This window comes from Paraburkholderia lebeckiae, assembly GCF_050436325.1.
GTDB lineage: Bacteria > Pseudomonadota > Gammaproteobacteria > Burkholderiales > Burkholderiaceae > Paraburkholderia > Paraburkholderia tuberum.
The window spans coordinates 571,856-588,526 of the sequence record NZ_JBNDLZ010000002.1 but is presented as its reverse complement, the minus strand read 5'-3'; the positions used below and the strand labels follow the sequence as shown (position 1 = coordinate 588,526).

13 protein-coding genes are annotated in these 16,671 nt (G+C 66.9%); 8 read left to right on the top strand and 5 right to left on the bottom strand.

Annotated elements, in window-relative coordinates; genetic code table 11:
* Position 1 precedes the first annotated feature (1 nt).
* The 3 genes from OKW44_RS05660 to OKW44_RS05650 all read right to left on the bottom strand — a co-directional run bounded on the left by OKW44_RS05660 (position 2) and on the right by OKW44_RS05650 (position 2,252).
* Complete coding sequence (locus OKW44_RS05660; RefSeq protein WP_026225922.1) at positions 2-853, bottom strand: anti-sigma factor family protein; 852 nt, start codon at positions 851-853, stop codon at positions 2-4.
* On the bottom strand, positions 850-1,368 hold the full coding sequence (locus OKW44_RS05655) for a sigma-70 family RNA polymerase sigma factor (protein WP_018421072.1): 519 nt from the start codon (positions 1,366-1,368) through the stop codon (positions 850-852). The genes OKW44_RS05660 and OKW44_RS05655 overlap by 4 nt, the downstream gene beginning before the upstream one ends.
* A gap of 158 nt (positions 1,369-1,526) precedes the next feature.
* Entirely contained in the window at positions 1,527-2,252 is a 726-nt protein-coding gene (locus OKW44_RS05650) for an anti-sigma factor family protein (protein WP_018421073.1), read from the bottom strand.
* Positions 2,253-2,418: 166 nt separating this feature from the next.
* Here OKW44_RS05650 and OKW44_RS05645 point away from each other — a divergent pair, with 166 nt between their 5' ends.
* The 8 genes from OKW44_RS05645 (at position 2,419) to OKW44_RS05610 (ending at position 14,636) form a co-directional block, all read left to right on the top strand.
* Complete coding sequence (locus tag OKW44_RS05645; RefSeq protein ID WP_018421074.1) at positions 2,419-2,691, top strand: DUF4148 domain-containing protein; 273 nt, start codon at positions 2,419-2,421, stop codon at positions 2,689-2,691.
* Positions 2,692-2,831: 140 nt separating this feature from the next.
* Positions 2,832-3,941, top strand: a complete 1,110-nt coding sequence (locus tag OKW44_RS05640) for a catalase family peroxidase (RefSeq protein ID WP_026225923.1) — start codon at positions 2,832-2,834, stop codon at positions 3,939-3,941.
* On the top strand, positions 3,938-4,477 hold the full coding sequence (locus OKW44_RS05635) for a cytochrome b (protein ID WP_018421076.1): 540 nt from the start codon (positions 3,938-3,940) through the stop codon (positions 4,475-4,477). The genes OKW44_RS05640 and OKW44_RS05635 overlap by 4 nt, the downstream gene beginning before the upstream one ends.
* A gap of 199 nt (positions 4,478-4,676) precedes the next feature.
* Positions 4,677-8,201, top strand: coding sequence for a DEAD/DEAH box helicase (locus OKW44_RS05630; protein WP_018421077.1), 3,525 nt, complete (start codon positions 4,677-4,679; stop codon positions 8,199-8,201).
* A 1,036-nt stretch (positions 8,202-9,237) separates the two neighbouring features.
* Positions 9,238-9,978 carry a response regulator transcription factor gene (locus OKW44_RS05625; protein WP_018421078.1) on the top strand — a complete coding sequence of 247 codons (741 nt, stop codon included), beginning with the start codon at positions 9,238-9,240 and terminating at the stop codon, positions 9,976-9,978.
* Positions 9,975-11,426, top strand: a complete 1,452-nt coding sequence (locus OKW44_RS05620; protein WP_018421079.1) for a FecR domain-containing protein — start codon at positions 9,975-9,977, stop codon at positions 11,424-11,426. Before OKW44_RS05625 ends, OKW44_RS05620 begins: the two co-directional genes overlap by 4 nt.
* A gap of 66 nt (positions 11,427-11,492) precedes the next feature.
* The gene (locus tag OKW44_RS05615; protein ID WP_018421080.1) at positions 11,493-13,979 is read left to right on the top strand and encodes a CHASE2 domain-containing protein; all 2,487 of its coding nucleotides are present in this window, start codon (positions 11,493-11,495) and stop codon (positions 13,977-13,979) included.
* A 42-nt stretch (positions 13,980-14,021) separates the two neighbouring features.
* Positions 14,022-14,636 (top strand): DUF4136 domain-containing protein, encoded by a 615-nt coding sequence (locus OKW44_RS05610; protein WP_018421081.1) that lies wholly within the window; start codon positions 14,022-14,024, stop codon positions 14,634-14,636.
* Positions 14,637-14,672: 36 nt separating this feature from the next.
* Here OKW44_RS05610 and bluB read toward each other — a convergent pair whose 3' ends face one another.
* Positions 14,673-15,332, bottom strand: coding sequence for a 5,6-dimethylbenzimidazole synthase (bluB, locus tag OKW44_RS05605; RefSeq protein WP_018421082.1), 660 nt, complete (start codon positions 15,330-15,332; stop codon positions 14,673-14,675).
* Entirely contained in the window at positions 15,316-16,668 is a 1,353-nt protein-coding gene (locus OKW44_RS05600) for a cobyrinic acid a,c-diamide synthase CobB (protein WP_018421083.1), read from the bottom strand. Before OKW44_RS05600 ends, bluB begins: the two co-directional genes overlap by 17 nt.
* Between the last annotated feature and the right edge of the window lie 3 nt (positions 16,669-16,671).

Here is a 16,671-nt window from a genome sequence, read left to right as displayed (position 1 = left end):
TTCAACCGGGCGCGGCCCCCGTCAACTGCGCATAGACATCATGCGCGAGCTGCAGCAGCTCCTTGCGATCGATCCCACCCGACACCGCATAGCCAAAATCGCCGTCGACCCAATAGAACACGTTGACGGGCCCCGCCTGATACAGCTTGAACGCGGTCGTATTCGCGTTCTCGCGACGATGCGAGATGCACAGCGTGACGCGCTCGCCGTTCGGTCCGCGATACATGAACTGGGCCGTCGGACCGTCGTCGCCGGGCAGCAGGCGGCCGCCCGACAGCATGAATCCGCTCCTGGACAGCATCGGCGGATGGACCTCGGTGCCGAGCCGGTTCGCGAGCCATTGCACGAAGTCCTGCTCGCGATCGGCGCTCATGTCGCTCGGCCGGTCGATCGCCGGCATGTAGACGACGTGCGCGAGCGCCGCCTGGCGCGCGAAGCCCTCGGCGCTGTCCGCGCTGACCGGACGATTTCCGGCTTGCGTTTCGGTCCCTTGGCCGGTTCGATCGATCGCAACCGGTGGAATCAGATCGTTCCTGTGCATGCCGATGCCCACGCCGAGCACGAGCGCCGCGGCCATGCCCGCGAACTGCGCGGCAAAACGCGGCCAGTTCGCGGCCGCTCGCGCGCGGCGCGGCGCACCGGTCTGCAGGCGCTTCGGCACGAGCTCGCTGAGCACGCGGTCGTAGCGCTCGTGAAGCAGACCATTGAGCGAAAAGTAATCGCTGACGCGCGCGGCCAGCTCCGGATTCTGTTCGAGCGCGCGCTCCACCTCGTCACGCCGCTCGCCGGACAGCGTGCCGTCCACGTACGCGTGCAAGTCTTCTTCGCCGATCGGCATTTGCGGCTCGCTCATCGCACCACCTGTAATTTCGCACCGGGCTGGGCGCCCGCCATCAAAGCCCGCAGCCGTTCGCGTCCGCGCGAGAGCCGCGACATCACCGTGCCGATCGGAACGTTCAGCGCGAGCGCGACATCGGCATAGCTCATCTCCTCGAGACCGACCAGCAGCACCACCTCGCGCTGTTCGACCGGCAGCCGCTGCAACGCGTAGTCGAGGTCGCGCATTTCGAGCGAACGCGTCTGGCCCGACGGCACCGCGAGCTCGCTTTCGGCGATGCTGTCGTCGTCGACCGCGACGTGGACCGCGCGCGCCGACGCCTTGCGCGCCTGATTCGCGAACACGTTGTGCATGATCGTGAACAGCCACGCGCGCAGATCGGTGCCCGGCTGGAACAGACGGGTGCGGCCGAGCGCGCGCTCGAGCGTGTCCTGCACGAGGTCGTCGGCGAGCTCCCGATTATTGATCAGCGCTCGCGCATAGCGCCGCAGACGCGGTACGTGCTCGATCAGCTCGTCACGGACATCCATGGTTGATCCCGGTCAAGGGGCGTAGGGGTGGCATCGGCTTTACTCGCGTCGGTATCGATACGCGCCGGTCCGGTCGCGCAGGCTTCCGTCGCACGATGCGTTCGAACTGCAAACACCTGTCAGCGCATTTTATTCCGCGAGGGCCGCGCGCACCGGCGTCAGCGCGCGCTCATCACGTCGGCGGCGCGCATCAGGCCGTGGGTGCGCGCATTGCCCGCGACGACGAAACGCTGCCGCCGCGCGGTCCACGTCAACAGCCGCAGCTCGCCGATGCGGCGCGCGGCCCACTGCGGCTCTTCCTGCGCAAACGGCGCCGCGGCCGACAGCACGACCACCGGTTGCTGGTCGCCGTTCAGATAGACGAGTTCGTCCGCGCGCTGCAATGGCCCGAGCCGCAGCACGCGTTGCTCGACGAGGCGCAGGCCGATCGCGCCGAGATCCGGCGCGGCTGGATCGACGCGCGTCGGCGATGCCGAGGAAAAGGATCGTGCGCTGGCTTCGGCGAGCGCCATCACGGCGGCATTGTCGAGCGCTCGTGCCGACACCTGAGTCGCCATGAGCCAGCCGCTGATGGCGCTCAGCATCAGCGCGAGCGCGACGAGCGCGACAAGCGTTCGGCGTGCGCGACCACCCGGTTGCGGACGCATGCGCAGCGGGCGCGATCCGCCGAGGCGCCCAGGCGCGGGCTCCTCAGCGGTCTGAAACGTGGCCTGGATCTGTGCGTTCAAGCGGTCGTAAAAGGCGACACGCCGTGCTTCCGCCGGATGCTTGCCGAGATAGTCGCGCAGCGACGCGGCGCGCTCGGGCGTCAGCGTGCCGTCCGCATAGGCCTGGATGTCGTCTTCGGAGGGCGGAGCGCTGGAGGGGCGGTGAGTCGAGGTCATGATGATGCGCGGTCTTGATTGCTGCTATCGGACGGCTAACACGGCGGCAGGGACATTTATTCCCCGCGCCGGCGATGTTTTTTTCACGCCGCGAATACAGGAATAAACGCTGCCCATCCGTGGTTCTCCCTGGTGCGAACCCGCACAACTCTCCAAGGAGTCGATCATGAAAAAGCTTTCGTTCGTTGCTATGTCGTTCGTCGTTCTCGCCGCTTCGTCGAGCGCGTTTGCGCAGGGCAAGACACGTGCTCAGGTGTACCAGGAACTGATCGAGGCGCAGCAGAACGGTCTCGACTACATCACCGACGCGTCGTATCCCGATGTCAGTCCCGTGTTTGCACGTCAGGTCGAGCAGCGCAAGCAGGCGCTCGCCGCGCAAGCGGCGCTCGCCGCGAGCCACGTCGCGAACTCGGGAGCGCCGGCCGTTGGCACCCATTGAAGCAAGATCGGCCACTGGCGCGCGAATGGGTTTGAATGTGCGCGCCGGGGCCGGATGGAATAGACCGTAGCGAGGCGTGTTCGCCCGTACGTTGGTCGATTCGTCGATCGAATCATCGATCCATCCGGCAAGGAGTTTCCGTGACACCGCCCTTCGTACCCAAACCCAACCCCGCCGGCTCCGACCCGAGGCCGATCTGCGTGCCTTGCCGGCTCGCCGCGATCGGCGCGGTCGTGCTCGCGCTCGCGGGCGGCTTCGCCTATACCGCGGGGTGGCTCACGCCCGCGCGTCTGACCGCCCCGCGCATCATCGATACGTTCGAGGCGGTCGCGGGCCCGCATCCCGGCTATCGACGCAATCACGCCAAGGGCCTGTGCGTCGACGGCTATTTCGACAGCAACGGCAATGGCGCGGCGCTGTCGCACGCGGCAGTGTTCGCGCCGGGCCGCACGCCGGTGTCGGGTCGCTTCGCGGTGCCCGGCGGCAATCCGTCCGCGCCCGATACGAGCTCGCCGGTGCGCAGTCTCGCGCTGCAGTTCCGGCTTCGCGATGGCGAACAATGGCGTACCGGCATGAACTCGACGCCGGTGTTCGCGGTGCATACGCCTGCGCAGTTTTATCAGCAATTGCTGGCCACGAAGCCCGACCCTGCGACCGGCAAACCGGACCCCGCGAAGCTGAAGGCGTTCTACGCGGCCAATCCCGAGACGCAGCCGTTCCAGCGCTGGGTCAAGTCGCACGCGCCGTCGTCGAGCCTCGCGAACGCCGCGTACTACGGCATCGACGCGTTTCTGTTTACCGATGCTCACGGCACGACGCGCGCCGTGCGCTGGGCCGTCGTGCCCGACACGCCTTACGCGCCGATCACCGCGATGCAGCAGGCCGAAAAGAACTTCCTCGCCGCCGATCTCGACGAGCGTCTGCAACACGGACCGTTGCGCTGGCATCTGCTGTTGACCGTCGCGCAACCGGGCGACCCGACCAGCGACGCGACGCTGCAGTGGCCCGACGACCGCCAGCGCGTCGACGCCGGGACGCTCGTGATCGAACGCACGACGTCGCAGGAAGACGGCGCCTGCCGCGACATCAACTTCGATCCGACGATCGTGCCCGCCGGCATCGCGCCATCGGACGATCCGTTGCTTGCCGCGCGCTCGGCGGCCTACGCACAGTCGTTCCAACGCCGCACGCGCGCGGAGGCGCTGCATCCCGAGATCCATCGAACCCAGCCAAACGGAGAGCGTTCATGACGCGCACCCGCACTCACTTCAGTCCGCTCGCGCGGCTGCTGCACTGGACGATGGCGCCGCTGATCGTCGCGATGCTGTTTATCGGCGTGGGCATGGTGGCGACGGTATCGCGTGCCCATGATGCGTTGGTCGCGCTGCATCGGCCGCTCGGCATCGCGTTGCTGCTGCTCGTGCTGGTGCGGCTCGCGGTGCGCGTGATGCGCGGCAGTCCGCCATTGCCCGCGCGCATGTCGAAACCGCAACGAATCGCGGCGCATGCGTCGCACGTCGTGCTGTACGGGCTGATGCTCGCGATGCCGCTGATCGGCTGGGCGATGCTATCGGCGGCCGGCTATCCGGTCACGCTGTTGGGTCCGCTGCATCTGCCGCCGATCGCACCGCATGACGTCGCGCTGTTCGCGCTGCTGCGCGCGCTGCATACGTGGCTCGCGTTGGCGTTGTTCGCGACGGTGCTGCTGCATCTGGCTGCGGCGTTGTTGCATGGGCTGATCCTGCGCGACGGAGTGTGGGGCAGCATGGCCCGCGGCGAACGCTAATATGGGTCGAACCGCGACTTGACCGGGTTGTTCCCGAACTGTCCAGATCGCCCCCGCCCTGGCGATTTTCGTCCAACGCGTAAAATGGCCGGTTATCACTGGCAAATCGCAGCTGGACAGAATCGGCCGGGCGTCGCGCGGCGCCCCGTCATGGTCCATACGCGCTTGCCTTCGCCGGTTTGAACAGGAATGCACGCGGATGTCATCAGTTTTCTTCGATCGGGAAAGGATTGCGGAATGGCTCGGTGAGCGCACCGTCGCCAAGGCGCGCTCGGTGGGCGCGGTCAGCAACGTCAAATGGCAGGGAGACACGCTGTCGGGCGACGTGCAGGGCTCGCAGCCGCAGCCGTACCTGACGCGGGTTCGCTTTCGTACCGATGGCGGGTCGCCGTCGGCCGAAGGCAAATGCACGTGCCCGGTCGGCCGCAATTGCAAGCACGTCGCGGCGCTGCTGCTCGCGGAACTCGACTACCACGACGAGATGGATCACATCACGCAGGTCGAGGACGACAGTGACCCGGCGACGTCGGAGGCGTTCATCGCGCGGCGGATTACGGTGCCGGGCGCGCCGCCGGCGCCATCACCGTCTCCATCTTCATCTTCATCTCAAGGTGTGCGACCCGAACTGGTCAGCTGGCTCGAGCGTTTTCGCGCGCGCGCCCGCGCGGCCGACGCCGCCGCCGAAAAAGAAGCCGCCCGGAAGGTCGACGCCACGCGCAAGGAAACGCTCGTCTATCGGCTCAACTGGTCGCGTTTTCATATGCGCCACGAAGTCGTGCTGCATCGCGCGCGTTGCGACGCGCACGGCGTGATCGTCGAAGTCGGCGACAGTTGGGGCGACGTCGAAGGCGCGCTGCTCAGGCAGCCGCGCTTCGTGTCCGACGAAGACCTGTCGATCCTCCGCGGCTTATGGCTCGGTCGCTCGCGCGAGGACCTGGGCCAGTTCGTACTGCGAGGCACGAGTGGCGCGGAAACGCTGCGCAAGCTGATCGCGACCGGGCGCCTGTTCTTCGACTTCGGGATCGCGCCGGGCGAGGCCGGACCGACGCCGCTCGCGCGCGCCGCCGACCGTCTCGGGCGCATCGAATGGGAGCCGCTCGCCGATGAGCGCCTGCGTCCGGTACTGCGCACCGAACCGCGCGCGAGCATGGTGCTGCCGACCGAACCGGTCTGGTACGTGGACGGCGTCGCCAACGAGGCGGGCATCGTGCCACTGTCGCTGCCGTTCCAGCAACTGCCCGACTACCTCGCGATGCCGCCGATCTCGCTCGCCGAGGCGCCGCTCGTCGCGTCGGTGCTGCGCGAGATCGCGCCCGAGCTGCCGCTGCCGCCGACCCACGACGCGCCCGCGATTCGCGCGATCGACGTCGAACCGGTGCCGGTGCTGACGCTGAACAGCCATGCGCTGCCGGGCGCGGGGAAGGGCATCAAAACGGCGAAAACCGCGAAGGCCGCGAAGGCCGCGAAGGCCGCGGAGCGCCAGTCCGCCGCGGTAGAACTGGCCGCCGCGAGCTTCGACTACGACGGTGTCAGTATCAACGCCGACAGCAGCGTGACGCTGGTGCCGCTGCCGGGCGGCGACGTGATTCACATCCGCCGGCGCTACGACGCCGAGAAAAAGCGTCTGCTGGAATTGCGCAAGACCGGTCTGCAAAAGGTGCCGACGCGCAACCTGCATGCATCGCGTCTGTTGCCCGACACGATGCTCGGTCTGCCCGACACCGACGCGTGGTCCGAGTTCGTCAACGACGCGGTGCCGGAACTGGTCGCGAAGGGCTGGCGCGTGGCGATGGCGCCCGAGTTCCGCTACAACGTGATCGAGATCGACGCGATCGACGGCACCGCGCAGCAGGCCGGCGACGGCTGGTTCGATCTGGAGATGGGCATCCGCGTCGGCGAGCGCAACGTGCGGCTCGAGCCGCTGCTGGCCGATCTTTTCCGGCGCGACCGGCGCTGGCTCTCTGGCGCGCTGGAGAGTATTCGAGACGACGAGCCGATCGAGCTGAAGACCGAGGAGAACAAGCGCCTGCGGTTGCGCGCCGATCGTCTGAAGCCGGTGGTGCGCGTGCTGGTCGATCTGTTCGATTCGCTCGGCGGCGCGCTTGCCGAAGGCGCGCCGCTGCGCGTGCCCGCGGTCGATGCGGGTCGCCTCGATGCGCTGCACGACACCGGCCGCTGGCAGTTCAGCGGCGACGATTCGATCCGCGAGCTCGCACGCCGTCTGCAAGCCGGTCCGGGTCTGCGCGAAGTGCCGGTGCCGCGCGGTCTGAAGGCCGAGCTGCGCGCTTACCAGCACCAGGGCCTGAACTGGATGCAATTCCTGCGCGAACAGGATCTGGCAGGCGTGCTTGCCGACGACATGGGCCTCGGCAAAACCGTGCAGACGCTCGCGCATGTTCTCGCCGAGAAGGAAGCGGGGCGGCTCAAGCATCCCGCGCTGATCGTCGTGCCGACCACGCTCGTGCACAACTGGCGCGAGGAAGCGCGCCGCTTCGCACCTGAGCTGAAAGTGCTGGTGCTGAACGGGCCGCAGAGAAAGGAGCGTTTCGAGCAGATCGGCGAATACGAGCTGATCCTGACCACTTATGCGCTGTTGTGGCGCGATCAGAAGGTGCTCGCCGAGCACGACTATCATCTGCTGATTCTCGATGAGGCGCAGTACGTGAAGAACGCGACCACCAAAGCCGCCCAGGCGATTCGCGGCTTGCGGGCGCGGCATCGGCTGTGTCTGACGGGCACGCCGCTCGAGAATCATCTCGGCGAGCTGTGGTCGCAGTTCGATTTTCTGCTGCCGGGCTTTCTCGGTAGCCAGAAGGACTTCACGCGACGCTGGCGCAATCCGATCGAAAAGAACGGCGACGACGTGCGCCGTGCGTTGCTCGCGCGCCGCATCCGGCCGTTCATGCTGCGCCGTCGCAAGGACGAGGTCGCGAAGGAGCTGCCGCCGAAGACGACGATCGTGTGTCCGGTCGATCTGGAAGGCGCGCAGCGCGACCTTTACGAAACCGTGCGCACGGCGATGCAGCAGAAGGTGCGCGCGGCGGTCAGCGCACAGGGGCTCGCGCGCAGCCACATCATCGTGCTCGATGCGTTGCTGAAGCTGCGCCAGGTGTGCTGCGATCCACGGCTCGTGCGCACCGCCAGCGGTATCGCGGACGGCGCTGCCACGGGGGGCGGCGAGCGCGCGATGCGCTCGGCCAAGCTCGATCTGTTGCTGTCGATGCTGCCCGAGCTGATCGAGGAGGGACGCCGCGTGCTGCTGTTCTCGCAGTTCACCGGCATGCTCGCGCTGATCGCCGAGGCGCTCGACGAAGCCGCGATCCCGTACGTCATGCTGACGGGCGACACGACCGATCGCGTGAGCCCGGTCGAGCGGTTCCAGCAGGGCGAGGTGCCGCTGTTCCTGATCAGCCTGAAGGCCGGCGGCGTGGGGCTGAACCTGACCGCCGCCGACACGGTGATCCACTACGACCCGTGGTGGAACCCGGCCGCCGAGAACCAGGCGACCGACCGCGCGCATCGGCTGGGACAGGACAAGCCGGTATTCGTGTACAAGTTGATCGCGGCCGGCAGCATCGAGGAAAAGATCGTCGCGTTGCAGGAGCACAAGGCCGGGCTCGCCGACAGCATTCTCACGGAAGATGCGGCCGGCGCCGCGAAGTTTTCGGACGACGACCTCGACGCGCTGTTCGCGCCGATGCCGGACATCGAAGGCGCGCGTTGACCGCGCGAGCAAGCGACCGAACGAGGCAACGCAGACGGGCCACGCAGGCACGCAGGGGGAAATCTGACGCGCCGCAGCAACGCCAATGGGGGCCATGCTGTAACCAAACATCTGTGTATGTAAATTACCGTCGATTGGGGCTTCAACTCATACCAATTTCGAACTCGCGCTGTGTAAGACTTCCGCGTCGCGCGCGCTGGTACGGCGCGTAATAACTACTTCGCCAACGGTTACAAAGGAAGTTCTTTCATCTTGAGCAGAGCTTTTCTCCGGGCTAAATTGACGTTACTCGTGCGGTTAGACCCCGGCGAGCGTGTGTAGTGTTTTGTGAGCGGCGTTGCTTCGACAGGGGCAGCGCCGCATTTTTTTTGCCGGCGGCCTTAACACTGCGCATCACCCGCTGACGATCCGTCTCGCGGCGCGTCATCGCTCGGCCAACAATGTAAAGCAGTATCGAATGCCTTATCCAAAACGAGGGGCTTTGAGTCGCTCCAGACCAAGGCGATTACCTCGAATGACAACTCGCCCGAGACGAAATCTAACAATGTTTAAACGATTTCTTTTGAGATTATTCTTATACTGAACACGCAATTGTTAAATAAGAGTACCTGAAGGGAATCTTAAGGCCGATAAAGGGGCGTGGACAAAAAGCCGCTCCAGCAAGGATTTGCCGTCCGCAGTGTCACTTCCTCCTTGGCGCCGGCCAGTGCTGGCAGACCCCAGAAACCTGAAAAGCGCGTCAGCCGTTTTCGATTAGGGTTTTTCGCGACGGATTGCCGGTGCCGGCAAGCGGGAAGAAAGAGGGTTTTCGATTATCATGATCTGCCCTGCATAATCGCTATGGAAATTAGATTCATGCGCTGATTTCAGTTTCATGAAAGCAGCGTCATGGCGGGGTACGGTGAGGGACCATTAATCAGAAAGTAGCAGCCGGAATTTTTTGGGTAGCCGGATCGGCGGTGCTGCGCCGTCATCCCGGTCGTCAGCCGGTATACCGGCCGTCAGCCATGAAGGCGCTGTTGCGTTGTGGGGTGTTATGAGAATTGCAGTCCTCGATGATGATTCGGCTCAGGCCGACCTTGTGTGTCAAACGCTGTCCGCCGCTGGACACGTCTGTCACGCGTATGGCGCAGGGCGCGAACTCGTGCGCCAGTTGCGTCGTCAGACGTTCGATCTGCTCGTGCTCGACTGGAACGTTCCCGACATGTCCGGCGAAGAAGTGCTTCGCTGGGTGCGCGAAAGCCTGTCCGAGCGCCTGCCGGTGCTGTTCATGACGAGCCGCAGCCGCGAAACCGACATCACTTCGATTCTGAATACAGGTGCGGACGACTATCTCGTCAAGCCCGTGTCGGGCGCCGTGCTGCTCGCGCGGGTCGGCTCGCTGCTGCGGCGCGCGTATTACCTGAAGCCGCCGGCAACCAGGGAAGTGTTCGGCGACTTCGAGTTCGACCTGAGCGTCAAGCACGTCGTGGTCCGCGGCACCCCGGTATCCGTCACGCAGAAAGAGTTCGAACTCGCGCTGCTGCTGTTCCAGCATATGAGCCGGCCGTTGTCGCGCGCACACATTCTCGACGTGATCTGGAAGCAGGCCACGGACATCCCGTCGCGCACGATGGACACTCATGTGTCGATGTTGCGCAGCAAGCTCGGTCTGCGCCCCGAGCACGGTTATCGGCTCACGCCGATCTACGGCTATGGCTACCGCCTCGAGCGGATCGAAACCGACACCCCACCGGCTGCCGACGACGAACCCACAGAAGAAGCGGGGAAAGCGTGACGGTCTGCGTGGATGGGGCGGCATCGGGCAGCGCCGCCATGCCCGGCCGCCGCGCCGCCGCGTGGCTTGCCGCGGCCTGTCTGATTGCAACGGGCGCGACCGGCTGGAGCGCGCTCGCGCACGCGCAGCCCGCGCGCGGCAAGGCCGGAGCGAAGGCGGCGCCGGTCTACGCTTCGTACACGACACGCGAGGGCGACACGCTGTATGACATCGCCGCCCGCTACATGGCGGATCCGACCGACTGGGCGCTGTTGAGCAGCCTCAATCACGTGCCCGCGCCGCGCCGCATGGCGGCCGGCATCGTGCTGCGTTTGCCGTCCCAAAGGCTGCGCCAGGATCCGGACACGGCTCGCGTGGTCGCGACCAGCGGTCTGGTCGAGTGCGCGTTCGACTCGAGCCCCTATCTGCCGCTGAAAACCGGTAAAACGCTTGCCGAAGGCGATCGCTTGCGCACCGGCGCGAACGGGTTCGCGACGCTCGAGCTGCCCGACGGCTCATACGTGACGGTCGCGCAGAACGGCGAACTCAATATCGAGAGACTGCGGCACGTCACGCTGACCGGCGTGGCCGATCGCATCTTTCAGCTGCGCGCCGGCGAGGTCGAGAGCCAGGTCACGCATGCCACGCGACGCAACGATCGCTTCCAGATCCGTTCGCCTTCGGTGGTCGCCGGGGTGCGCGGCACGCGTTTCCGCGTCGATTACGACCGCGACACGCAAACCACCGCGGTGGCGGTGCTAGACGGCGCGGTCGGCGTCGATCCGGCCACCCAGCATGGCCAGAGCGCCGCGCCGGCGCCAGGCAGGCCGTTGCCGGCGTCCGAGCAGCTGGTCAACGCAAGCTTCGGCAACGTCACGCACTCGGGCGGCGCGGTCGGCAGCCCGGTTCAGCTGTTGCCAGCACCCGCGCTCGCGCGGCCGGCGCGCGTGCAGGACGGCAAGAGCGTCGCGTTCGACGTTAACCCGGCCGAGCACGCGGTCGGCTATCGGCTGCAGATTTCGCACGACGCCGATCAACTGGACCTGGTGCGAGACCTGCGCGTGAGCGCGCCGCATGCCGACTTCGGCGATCTGCCCGACGGCACGTACTTCGTGCGCGTCGCGTCGACCGATAGCAACGGTCTCGACGGCCTGCCGAACGTGTACGCGTTCGAGCGCCGCCAGCTGGGGCTGGACGTTTCGGCCGCGCAGCGCGCGGGTAGCCGCGACTACGAGTTCCGCTGGTTCGTCAGCCACAGCAACGTGCCGACCCGTTTCCGCTTCCTGCTCGCGAACACGGCCGAACTGAGTCATCCGGTAATCGATCGCCCCGATCTGCCGGGCGGCGAACTCGTGATCAGCGATCTGCCTCCGGGCATCTACTACTGGACGATCGTCGCCGAGCAGTTCGACAACGGCCGCTTCTACGAAAAGAGCAGTCCGGTCCACTCCTTTACGCTTGCGCGCTGACCCTGATAGATTCTCGGGGCCGGCCTGCTGGCCGGTCCGTCCTCCCGTTCCCGACTACATCGTCCCTTGCCCGCCACTTCTACGCGACTGAGCCTCGATCCGCGCGCCCGTCTCGGCCGGCGCGCCGGCCGGCGCTTTCTGATCGAGTGGGTCAGCGTTGGCTGTCTCGGCTTCGTGGTGATCTTGCTGACGTCGTTCGGGCGCGTCGGCGCCGGCATCGATCAGCTGGTGTACGACGAGTTTCTGAAGCTGCGCGAGCAGCCGCTGATGTCCGACCTCGTCGTCGTCGAGATCGACAACGCGAGCATCGACGCGCTCGGCCGCTGGCCGTGGCCGCGCAGCGTGCATGCGCGGCTGCTCGAACAGATCGCCGCGGCCAAACCCGCCGCGGTGATCTACGACGTGCTGTTCACGGAGCCCAACGCCGACGACGCCCAGCTCGCCCACGCAATCGCGCTGAGCCCGACCTATCTGCCCGTGCTGCTGACGCCGCCCGACGCGAGCGGCAAGCGCACCGTCGATGAACCCGTCGCGCCGCTCGCGCAGGCTGCGGCCGGGCTCGGTCACATCAATTTCGAAGTGGACAGCGACGGCATCGTGCGCAGCGTCGCGCGCTTCCAGGACGACGAGCGCTCGCGCTGGCCGCAACTCACGGTGCTCGTCGCCGACGCGGTCGAACACGGCAAGCTGCATCTGCGCGGCGGCCTGCCGCCGCGCCCCGCGAACGAGCCCGCGCGCGGCAGCGACGACGGCGGCGAAGAGCGCTTCCTGATTCCGTTCGGCCCGAACGCCGCGAACTACCCGAAGCTCAGTTTCGCCGACGTGCTTGCCGGCAAGGTGCCGACCGATCAGTTGCGCGGGCGCATCGTCGTGATCGGCGTGACGGCGTCGGGTCTGTACGACCGCTTCGCGACACCGGTATCGGGCGAGCTCGGTCCGCTGCCCGGTGTCTACATCCACGCGAACGTGCTCGACACGCTGCTGAGCGGCCGCGAGATCCAGCCGGTCGCGCTGTGGGTCGTGTTCGCGGCGGCGCTCGGGCCGCTCGCCGCGCTGCTCGCCGGCTTCCTCGTGCTGTCGCCGCGCCGCTCGTTGTTGCTGACCGGCGCGCTGGTGCTGCTCGCCGCGACCGGCAGCGCGCTGCTGCTGTACGGCGGCAGGCTGTGGATCTCGCCGGTGCCGGCGATCCTCGGCGTCGTGATCGTCTATCCGATCTGGAACTGGCGACGCCTCGAAATGACGATGGCGTATCTGCGCGGCGAACTGCAGCGTCTCGCCGACGAGCCGCATCTGTTGCCCGAGACGCCGAAGCGCCGCCGCGAGTTCGGCGGCGACGTGCTCGCGCAGCACATGGCGCTGATGGCTCAGGCCGCGCAACGGGTGCAGGACATGAAGCGCTTCGTGTGGGACAGCCTCGATAGCGTGCCGGAGCCGATTCTCGTCAGCGACGTGGCCGGCGTCGTGCTGATCGCGAATCACGCGGCGAAAGCGCATTTCGCTCGGCTAGGCGCGCCGATGCCCGAGGGCCAGCCGATGCAGAGCGTGCTCGGCGGTCTCACGCTCGTGAAGACGATCGACACCGGCGCGGCCACGGACAACGAGCGCAATCTGTCCGCGCACGCGCACTGGCCGGCGCTCCTCGATCCGACGCGCGGCGAGTTCGCGGCGCTGATGGCGCAGGGCGTCGAGGTGCGCGACGCGAACGAGCGCGACCATCTGCTGCGCTATGCGACCTGCACGGACGCGCAGGGCGAGGCGACCGGCTGGATCGCCGGTCTCGTCGACGTGTCGGCGCTGCATGCAGCCGAGCGTCAGCGCGAAGACGCGCTGCGGCTGCTGTCGCACGACATGCGCTCGCCGCAGGCGTCGATCGTTGCGCTGGTCGAGATCGAGCGCGCGCGGACCGAGCCTGCGCTCGCGCGCAGTGTGCTGGAGCGCATCGAACGCTACGCGCAACGCGCGCTTACGCTCGCCGACGACTTCGTGCAACTGGCGCGCGCCGAATCGCAGGCCTATGTGCTCGAGCCGCTGAGTCTGACCGAACTCGTCATCGATGCGAGCGACGAGGTCTGGCCGCAGGCGCATGCGAAGCGCATCGCGCTGCATACGGAATCCGGCGACGACGCCGACGACGATCCCTGGATCTGCGCCGACCGCTCGCTGATGACACGCGCGCTCGTCAATATCCTGAACAATGCGGTCAAGTACAGTCCGCCCGACACGCGCATCGTATGCAGCTTCGCTGGCCAGCCGGCGGCAAAGCGCGCGGGCAGCGAGGCGCCGCGCGTGTCGTGCACGATCCGCGACCAGGGCTATGGCATTCCTGAGGAGCAGCAAGCGGGATTGTTCGAGCGCTTTCGCCGTTTTCACGAGGCGGAGCGGCCGGAAGTGGGCGGGGCGGGACTCGGCATGGCGTTCGTCAAAACCGTCGTCACGCGCCACGGTGGCAGCGTCGAAGTCGTCAGCGCGCCCGGCGAGGGGACGGCATTCACGATCTGGCTGCCCGCGCTCGACGACGCGCCCCTCGACGAATCGATCGCACCGCGCGCCTGATGCGCCTTTGATGTATTCGATGTACTAGAGAGAAAACAAAAAATGGCAAAGATCGCTCACCTCTGTGCCGCGCTGGCCGCGGCGAGCCTCACCGCTTGCGCGGGCCTGAGCGCCGACGTGCACACCGTCTCCGCTAACGACGCCGACCGCGCCGTTGCGCTGCAAGGCGAGCAGACCTATTCGCTCGCGCGCACGCAGCCGCAGGACGACAGCGCCGACCATCCGCAAGTCGAAAAGCTGTTGCGCGACGAGCTGGCGAAACACGGGTTCGTCGATACGGCGGGCAAGCCCGCGCATTATCTGCTGTCGATGGCGTATAGCACGCGGCCGGCGTCGATCGGCATCGGCGGTGAGGATTGCGCGCCCGCCGATTGCGGCGCGGGCGGCGACGGTCCAGGCGCGCTGCTGTTTGGGCGCAAGTATCAGCACGCGCTGACGCTGCGCTTTTTCGACTATGCGAGCGGCACCGAGCGCTACAAGGTCGGCGCGGTGTTCATGGATCGCGATGCGGACCCGCTGAATGCACTGCCGTTGCTCGTGAAAACCGCGCTCGCGAAGCTGCCGTTCGATGCGCCGGCCGACTGGCGTGTGAAGCTCAGCATCGACAAGACGAGCGGTGTGCCGAACGTCGACTCGATGGAGCCGCTGCAGCGTTAAAACGCAGCCTCGGGTCGCCGGGGCCGCGAGTATCAGTTATTCCTGCGTCGGCTCGTCTCGCGGCCAGCGGTTTTCGAACACGCAATCGGCGAGCGGCAGACGGCTCGCCCAGCGCTCCGTTTCGAGCATCGGCTCGCTATAGAACGCAGCGACGTGGCCGAGGCACAGTATCGCGACCGGCCGCGCGCCTTCCGGCATCGCCAGTAGCTGGTGCACCGCGTCGACATCGAACAGCGACACCCAACCAAGCCCGAGTCCTTCCGCGCGCGCGGCGAGCCACATGTTCTGGATCGCGCACGCGACCGACGCGAGATCCATCTCCGGCAGCGTGCGGCGGCCGAAGACGTGTCGCTCGCGCCCGTCCATCAACGCGATCACCAGCAGCTCCGCGCATTCGCGCATGCCTTCCACCTTCAGCTTCATGAACTCGTCGCGGCGCTTGCCGAGCGCGTCGGCGGTGGCGAGCCGTTCGCGCTCGACGATGTCGCGCAAGCCCGTGCGCAGCGCCGCGTCAGTGATGCGCACGATGCGCCACGGCTGCATGTAGCCGACGCTCGGTGCGTGATGCGCCGCGTCGAGCAGACGCCGCAGCACCGCCGGATCGACCGGATCGGGCAGGAAGTGGCGCATGTCGCGGCGTTCGTAAATCGCGCGATAGACCGCATCGCGCTCGGAGTCGTCAAAAGGCTTCGCCATGAAAGAGGGCGGCCGTGAAAGCCGGGTTGGAGGGCCAGTAAGCGTGCATATAGGTTGCCACAATCGGGCCCACGCGGAACACCGCTTCGCCGGGCGTGTCGCTGTGCGCGCGCGTGGCGAAGCGCTGCGGCGCGAGCGGCGTCGCGAGCTTCGAGTAGTGGAACGTGTGGCCGGTCAGCGTGCCGTGGACGCCATCGATCTGCTGCATGCCGAGCGACGTGAAGCGCGTTTGCATCGTCGCGTGACCGGGCAGCAGGCCCAGCATCGGCGTGCTGGTGCCTTGCGCGTCGGTCAGCGTGTCGAGCAGATAGAGCATGCCGCCGCATTCGGCGACCACCGGGTTGTCCGCCTCGACGTGCGCGCGGATCGATGCCGCGCTGGTCAAGTTGCCCGCGAGCGTCGCCAGATGCAGCTCGGGATACCCGCCCGGCAGATAAAGCGCGTGCGTGCCGGCGGGCAACGCTTCGTCGGCAAGCGGCGAGAAATAGCTGAGCCGCGCGCCGAGCGCTTCGAGCAGCGCGACGTTGGCCGGATAGATGAACGAGAACGCGGCGTCGCGCGCGATGGCGATGTGCTTGCCTTCGAGCAGACGCGGCAGCACTTGGGGCGAGGGCACGCCGAAATCGACCGGCGGCGGCAGTTCGGCGAGCGCGGTCGACGCGAGCGTATCCGCCGCGCGTTCGAGGCGCGCTTCGAGATCGTCGATTTCATCGGCCTGGTGTAGGCCGAGGTGGCGGTCGGGCAGCGTGATCTCGTCGCTCGCGGCGAGGTGGCCGCACCAGCGCAACCCGGGCGGCAGTGCTTCCTGCAACATCTGCGCATGCCGGGCGGAGCCGACGCGATTCGCGAGCACGCCATGAAACGGCAGTTGCGGCCTGAAGCGCGCAAGGCCGAACGCGAGCGCGCCGAAGGTCTGCGCCATCGCCTGCGCGGAAATCACCGCGAGCACCGGCACGCCGAACGTGGCCGCCAGATCGGCGCTGCTCGGCGTGCCGTCGAACAGGCCCATCACGCCTTCGATCAGGATCAGATCGGCTTCTTGCGCCGCCCGCGCGAGCAGGTTGCGGCATGCGCTTTCGCCGACCATCCACAGATCGAGCGACAGCACCGGGGCGCCGCTCGCGCGCGCGAGAATCATCGGGTCGAGAAAATCCGGTCCGGTCTTGAACACGCGCACGCGACGTCCGAGCCGCCGGTGATAGCGCGCGAGACCGGCTGTGATCGTGGTTTTGCCTTGTCCCGACGCGGGCGCGCTGATGAACAGCGCGGGGCACGCCCCGAAGGAAGTCCCCTTGGGGGGCGCCCCGGACGAAGCCCCGTTGTAGGACGCCGACATCGC